Source organism: Moorena sp. SIO4A1 (assembly GCF_010672065.1).
Classification (GTDB): domain Bacteria; phylum Cyanobacteriota; class Cyanobacteriia; order Cyanobacteriales; family Coleofasciculaceae; genus Moorena.
The window spans coordinates 23,127-29,697 of sequence record NZ_JAAHHX010000074.1; the positions used below are offsets into that span (position 1 = coordinate 23,127).

At 43.8% G+C, this 6,571-nt stretch carries 3 protein-coding genes and 1 pseudogene; 2 read left to right on the forward strand and 2 right to left on the reverse strand.

Going from position 1 to position 6,571, the window contains the following annotated elements:
• The first annotated feature begins 28 nt into the window (after nucleotides 1-28).
• A complete protein-coding gene (locus tag F6K53_RS30185) occupies nucleotides 29-1,456 on the forward strand; it encodes a hypothetical protein (protein ID WP_293070877.1) in 1,428 nt (475 codons plus the stop codon).
• A gap of 51 nt (nucleotides 1,457-1,507) precedes the next feature.
• On the opposite strand, the gene F6K53_RS30190 is transcribed toward F6K53_RS30185, so the two are convergent.
• Together F6K53_RS30190 and F6K53_RS30195 are read right to left on the reverse strand one after the other, a co-directional pair.
• The gene (locus F6K53_RS30190) at nucleotides 1,508-1,747 is read right to left on the reverse strand and encodes a hypothetical protein (RefSeq protein ID WP_293070875.1); all 240 of its coding nucleotides are present in this window, start codon (nucleotides 1,745-1,747) and stop codon (nucleotides 1,508-1,510) included.
• A 147-nt stretch (nucleotides 1,748-1,894) separates the two neighbouring features.
• Entirely contained in the window at nucleotides 1,895-5,530 is a 3,636-nt protein-coding gene (locus tag F6K53_RS30195; protein ID WP_293083214.1) for an NB-ARC domain-containing protein, read from the reverse strand.
• A gap of 801 nt (nucleotides 5,531-6,331) precedes the next feature.
• On the opposite strand from F6K53_RS30195, the pseudogene F6K53_RS30200 reads away from it, so the two are divergent.
• Nucleotides 6,332-6,571: pseudogene (locus tag F6K53_RS30200) on the forward strand (helix-turn-helix transcriptional regulator); the annotation flags it as partial.

The window sequence follows — 6,571 nt, forward strand, 5'->3', positions numbered from 1 at the left end:
ACCTCACCCAATTGAAAAGAGTGCTATAGTGAGCGATCTAATCTTTCCAACTCTGGATTTATTTTTATATGATTTACGAGATGCTCTCAACCTCACTGAAGCTGAGAAGCAAGAAAAGCAAGCTAAGTTCCGAGCTAAACTCCCAGCCGATAGTAAATTTTCCGATCCTGATCTAGAAACCAAATATTTAGAACTACTCCCTAGGCAAAAGTACTATGATTTTACCACAGCAAACAATACCCTAGAAGGGTACTACTACCCTGTCCGCTTAAATGATACCTATGGTTTGCAAATTGATTGTTCCATTAACAATCAAACTGACCCCCAAACCCCTGACTGTTTTGCCAGACTCCGAGCCGAAATTGAATGGAGATTACAAGGTGAAAGGGCAACCCTAGGACAAACCTGGATGCTTTCTGGATGGTTAGCGAAAACATCGAGCAAAAGCTATGAATACATTGCTAAATCCTGTTATCAGGTTTTCCAGACAGCGGCGAATTGGTCACAAGATTTACATGGAGTATCAACACCCGAAAGTTCGACAAAACAGGAAAAAGACATTGCAAAATCTGGTGATAAGGTTTTCGATAAAGGGGCGAATTGGTCACAAGATTTACATGGAAAAGGCAGGTTATTTGGTGGTGAAGTTTTTGAGCTGTGGCGATATCAACCCCTGAATCAGGCCAACTGCCATGTAATCATTATGATCTTTCCTGACCAAGCAAGTATGGAAAAGGCAGCGGAGTTGTATACTGATTGGATGGGTCTGTTTAGTTATAGAAACAAAATTTTATGGGCTTACAGCCAAAGTCGCTTAATCAAAAATTCATTGGTCAATTTTTATAAGCAGGCTGAAGAAAATCAGAGACTTATCAATGACCAAAACGCTTCTGGCTTTAGGGAGCAAACCATAGCCGCAAAACTGGATGATATTCAAAAGTCTTTGGATAATTATACCCTAGATTTGCCTAAACTAAATTTTCAAAACCAAATTATCGAGATTAATTTATTCAATTATCAAACCCGTTTAGAAATCATCAACCAAAAATGCCAAGAATTAGGGGCCGATAATAATCTGAAGTTTTTAGAAACGTTTAGTAAAGAAGTAAAGCAAAATTACCTATTGCAGGTTACTAAAGACTATGATACTATGGCGCTAGGCTTACGGCTACTAGAAACCAGGATAAATGCCATCCGTAGTCAAATTGAGCTGGAAAAAGCAGAACGCGATCGCACTTTTCAAAATATAGTAACGGTAGTTGGTGCGGGCACAGCGGTTACAGCTTTAGTGGATTTTGAAGCGAAGCAGTGTAAGGCTGTATCCAAGATTATAAAACCCTTGGAGAACAGTTGTAAAAACCCTTTAATCAATAGTGTGATAGTACCTGTTGGGCTCATCCTGATCTTTGGAGTAATTGCTTTGTGTCTCAAAAAAATCTTATCTGCTAGTAGGTAGGGGTGAACTGAGCTGTTGCACGATTGAAATTAATCCTATGGTGGGCAGTGCTTACCGTTCCCAGATCCGTAGAGTGGGCATCCTGCCCGCCCGAAAATATATTGAAACTGGCAAGATGCCAGTTCCACGCAAGATGCCCATTCCACGGCAAGATGCCCATTCCACGGCCAGATGCCCAAATCTAAGGAACGGGCAAGATGCCCATTCCACGGCCAGATGCCCAAATCTAAGGAACGGGCAAGATGCCCATTCCACGGCCAGATGCCCGTTCCACCAAGATGCCCATTCCACAGGTGCGACCCGTGGCGAATTTAATAATTAGATGCGGAAAGCGCACCTAAAAACTCTTAAAATCATTCCATTATTAAGCAACGCCCCCGACTCCCGACTCCCGACTCCCGACTCCCGATTCCCGACTCCCGACAACTGCCACGAAGTCTAATCAACTGCTCCCAACGCTTTCAGGGACGTAATAGTTGCTTTTGTTAAACCAGTAACACCAGCTATATTCATCCCCTCATAGGGTCTAGGCACTCTCAGGGTTTTGATACATTGACCCGTCTCAATATCCCAAAACTTAATTGTGCCATCGTTGCTGCTACTGGCCAGCATTAAACCATCTCGACTGAAAGCAACAGACCATACCAAATTAGTATGTCCATGGAGAGTTTTTAAACATTCACCTGTCTGAACATCCCAGAGCTTACAGGTTTTATCATAACTACCACTGACGATCAGTTTACCATTAGGGTTGAACGCCACTGAGCGTAAGCGATGGGTGTGTCCACGCAAAGTGTTGAGACACTCACCAGTGCCAACATCCCAGAGCCTGACCGTGTGGTCTTCACAGCCACTAGCGAGAATTCTGCCATCTCCACTAAAGACAACGGACTTGATGATATTCCGGTGTCCCTGCAAAGTACTCAAACAGTCACCGGTGCCAACATCCCAGAGTTTAACGGTTTGGTCTTCACAGCCACTAGCAACAATTGTGCCATCTGGACTGAAAGCTACTGACCAGACCAAACTCCTGTGTCCTAATAAGGTCTGGAAACACTCACCGGTGCTAATATCCCAGAGTCTTACTTTATCGTCATTATGACCACTGGCTAAGATTTCTCCATTGGGACTAAAGGCGACTGAAAGTACCCACTTGGGTCCGTGGAAGGTGTTGAGGCATTCACCAGTGCTAATATCCCAGAGTCTGAGGGTTTGGTCTTTAGAGCCACTAACTAAGATTGTACCATCTCGACTAAAGGCAACAGAAAATATCAAATTGGTATGTCCTCGTAAGGTATCGAGGCATTCACCGGTACCAACATCCCAAAGTCTGACGGTTTGGTCTTCACTGCCACTGGCGAGGGTTGTGCCATCTGGACTGAAAGCAATAGACCATACGCCATTGGTATATCCTCGAAACGTGTTGAGGCATTGACCAGTGTTAATATTCCATAGCCTTACAGTTTGGTCATCACAACCACTTGCTAAGGTTACGCCATCTGGACTGAAAGCAATAGACCATACGCCATTGGTATGTCCGTACAACTTATTAACACATTCACCGGTGCTAAGATTCCATAGCCTTACGGTTTTGTCATCACTACTACTGGCGAGAGTGGTTCCATCTCTACTAAACCCGATTGACCATATGCTTTTTGTATGTCCCCGCAGAATCTTAACGCATTCACCGGTACTAAGATTCCATAGCCTTACGGTTTTGTCATCACTACTACTGGCGAGAGTAGTTCCATCGGGGCTGAAAGCCAGTGACCTGACCTGCTGAGAGTGTCCTTCTAAGGTGCTGAGGCATTCACCTATATCAGAGTCCCAGAGTTTGATAGTTTTATCTTCACTGCCACTAGCGAGAATGGCACCATCGGGACTACAAGCTACGGCTCTTACGGTCTGGGAGTGCTCTGACAAGATGTTCAAGCATTCACCGGTACTAACATCCCAGATTCTAACGGTTTTATCGCCACTGCCAGTAGCAACAATTGTGCCATCTCCACTGAAAGCAACTGACCATATTCTACTCCTATGTCCTCGCAAGGTGTGGAGGCATTGACTGGTAGCAATATCCCAGAGCCTGACGGTTTGATCTTCAGAGCTACTAGCCAAAATCTGAGTATCTTCACTGTTACCATCATCTAGCCTAGTAAAGGCCAATGACCATACCCAACTGGTGTGTCCCTTTAAGGTTAAACGGTATTGACTATCGGCAATTTGCCACAGATGAATCTTGCCCATGCTATCACCTGCAGCCAAAAGCTGGCCATCGGGGCTAAATGCTACTGACAAAATACTACCAAAGGGTTGAGTAAAAACTGATTTAGCGATGGTAGCATTAGCGAAGTTTACATCTAGCAACTCTACCCCCTGAAGGTAAGCTTGCAAAATAGTGAGATTAGAAAAATCATAACCCCTTAAATCAGTTTTAAGTTGGCAGAGCAGATTAAGGATATTACCGGCTACATAGCCTACCTTTGGCACCAAGTCTTCTCTTATCTTTGAAAGACTACAATTTAGGGTTTCTTCCAGACGACCTTGACTAGTCAAACTAGCGATTAGCCGATCGATTACTGGTTTGAGGAGCAGAAGGGATTGAGCTTCCCGAAGGTACTGTTTTGCCAAAGCCTTCAGCAAACAATGAGAATTAAACAGAGCTATTTTATCTGTGAGTATTTCCTGACTAACCTGCTCAATGACTTTTTCAGTCATGTACTCGATCAGGACAGGTTGCAGGGTAAAGCCTGCTGAACTTTTTTCCAAAGGTAAACGTCTTTGCAGGGATTGCAGTGTTACTGGTAACTGTTGTTTAGCGACTGGTGAGAGGATATCCTCTCGGAGTTGGGCAAGGGAAACTGCTTCCCGATTAATTGCCAACCAGTACAGAATTTCCTGTTCTTGGTCTGACAAGTGCTCAAAGTGCCAGGTTAACACTTCACGAAAGTCATCGAAGACTAGTTTACCTTCTGCTAAAAAGTCGCCAATATTACCCAAAAAAACTTCATCAATATGCTTGGCAACAATTTCTAGAGATAAAGGATTACCGTTGTAAAATTGAATCAGTTTTTGCCATTGCTGATCTGAACCAGAGAAGGAGGCAATGGAATTAAATATTTTCTTGCCATTTACAACATCAAAACCGCTTAATTCCAGGCAACGAACCGGTCGTGTTTTGCCTTCAAGTCTGGCAATGGCGTGGGGCTTCTCTCGGCTGGTGATCAACAAGCAGCTTTGATGGGAGACTTCTCCAATTTGTCGGAACAGTTGCTCATACTGCTCATATCCCTCTCGATATTGCCCAGGCTTCTCACCACCTTGTAGAATTGACTCCACATTATCCAGGATTAGCAAACAGCGATGCTCACGCAAATAGTGAAGTAGTAGTGATAGTTGAGCATCTAGGGTGTCTGGTAAATCTGTTTCTACCTGGTTGGAGAGAAATTTGATCAGCTCTTCAAGAATTTTGATAATGGGAGGAGCATTCAGTAGCGTACGCCAAATTACGTACTCAAAGTCATCCTGAATGCCATGGGCTAGCTTGAGGGACTGATCAGTTTTGCCAATTCCCCCCTTACCTAGCTTCAGGGAGAGTCCAGTTTTACCAATTCCACCCATTCCTAGAATTGCCACAACTCGGCAACGATCATTGAGAATCCATTCCACTAAGGTAGCTAATTCTTCGGTACGTCCAAAAAAAACTGGCACATCCGGCGCTGCTGACCAATCTACTCGATTTGGGGGGATTTTAGCGGTTGTCTTCTGGATTGAGGACTTAGGGAGGCTGTTCTCAATTACATATTCCCAGTTAAGTCCTAAAACTTGGCAAAATACCTGGAAAACTTGGGCATTAATCGGTTTTCCTTGCAAGAAGCGTTTCCAAGTAGCTAGGGAGACACCAGGAGCATAGATTTCTTGCAACCCATACTCCGAGGATGCCCAGTCGATATCTGGATTTAAGATCTTACTCGCCTCGACCAGCCATCTGTGATCCTCTATCGTCCATCCCTTTCGGTTTCGATACTGTTTAATTGTTAGTCTTCCCTGTCGAGATGCTTGTAAAGATGGCAAAATCTCACCTCAGCTATAGGATTTACAAATAGGTCATGAACAATCTTGCTGATGTCTCATAACATCAAAAACTCTTTGGAGCTCTTTCCTACTATTCCCTGTTCCCTGATCCGAAGTTCCCTGTTTCGACGGGTCCGCTGTTTACATTTCAAATAAAAATGCATACTATATTAGAATCAAACCAATAGCTAAGCTCAAGGAAATCGCAGCTAAACTCTGGTAAACGCCCTTAGGCATATTCCAGGTCTAAGAGGCTATTTTAAAGGTGTTGGAGCCTACTCGTACATACCCCCCTAACCCGCCAAAGCAAGGGGGTAAGTGGCTCCAAGTCCCTCAGATTTCCGATAATGATCGCTGATGCCAAACATGTGTTACTTCTCAAACATCCTCGCGACCCAGAGAATCTTAATGGGCTACGCCCACGCTACGCGATGAAGCTTTGCTTCCGCTAAGAGCGATCGGAGCCTCTGTCAGTAGACATACTCCTAAAGTAAGTGACAAGATCCCACCAACACTTAGGTTCGCTTTCCCCATTAAGAATTAAATTCCACACAGGTCGCACCTCAGGAAACCTCTTCACAATCCTGTTCACAATTCTTTGCTACTTGATGTGTTAATAATCCAAACTAGAGCCAGCTGAGAAATCAAAATTATTATACTTTATTATACCAATTGTCAAGTGCCAATTTTGGCTCATCTGTTGTGATCACCAGCTGAGCCAAAGCTGATCCAAAACTGTGTCTAGCAAAGGCTGGGCAAATTCGGAATTCTGGATAATGTGTAATTCAGGTAATGCTAGTCATGGCACAAACAAGATCAGAACCCCCATTACTGATCCAAGCAATCCTTGAGGGGTTTGTGGATGGGGTGCTGATTCTAACTATTAACCAAGATTGGTTTCATGCCAATGAGTGTGGACGTCGAATGTGTTCTCAAATCACTCAAGGTAGGTCACAGATAAATTCTATCCCTGACCAAATTTGGCGAGTTTGCGAATCATTAATTGATAGTCGTGAGTGGTTTTGCGATCGCAAACTAATT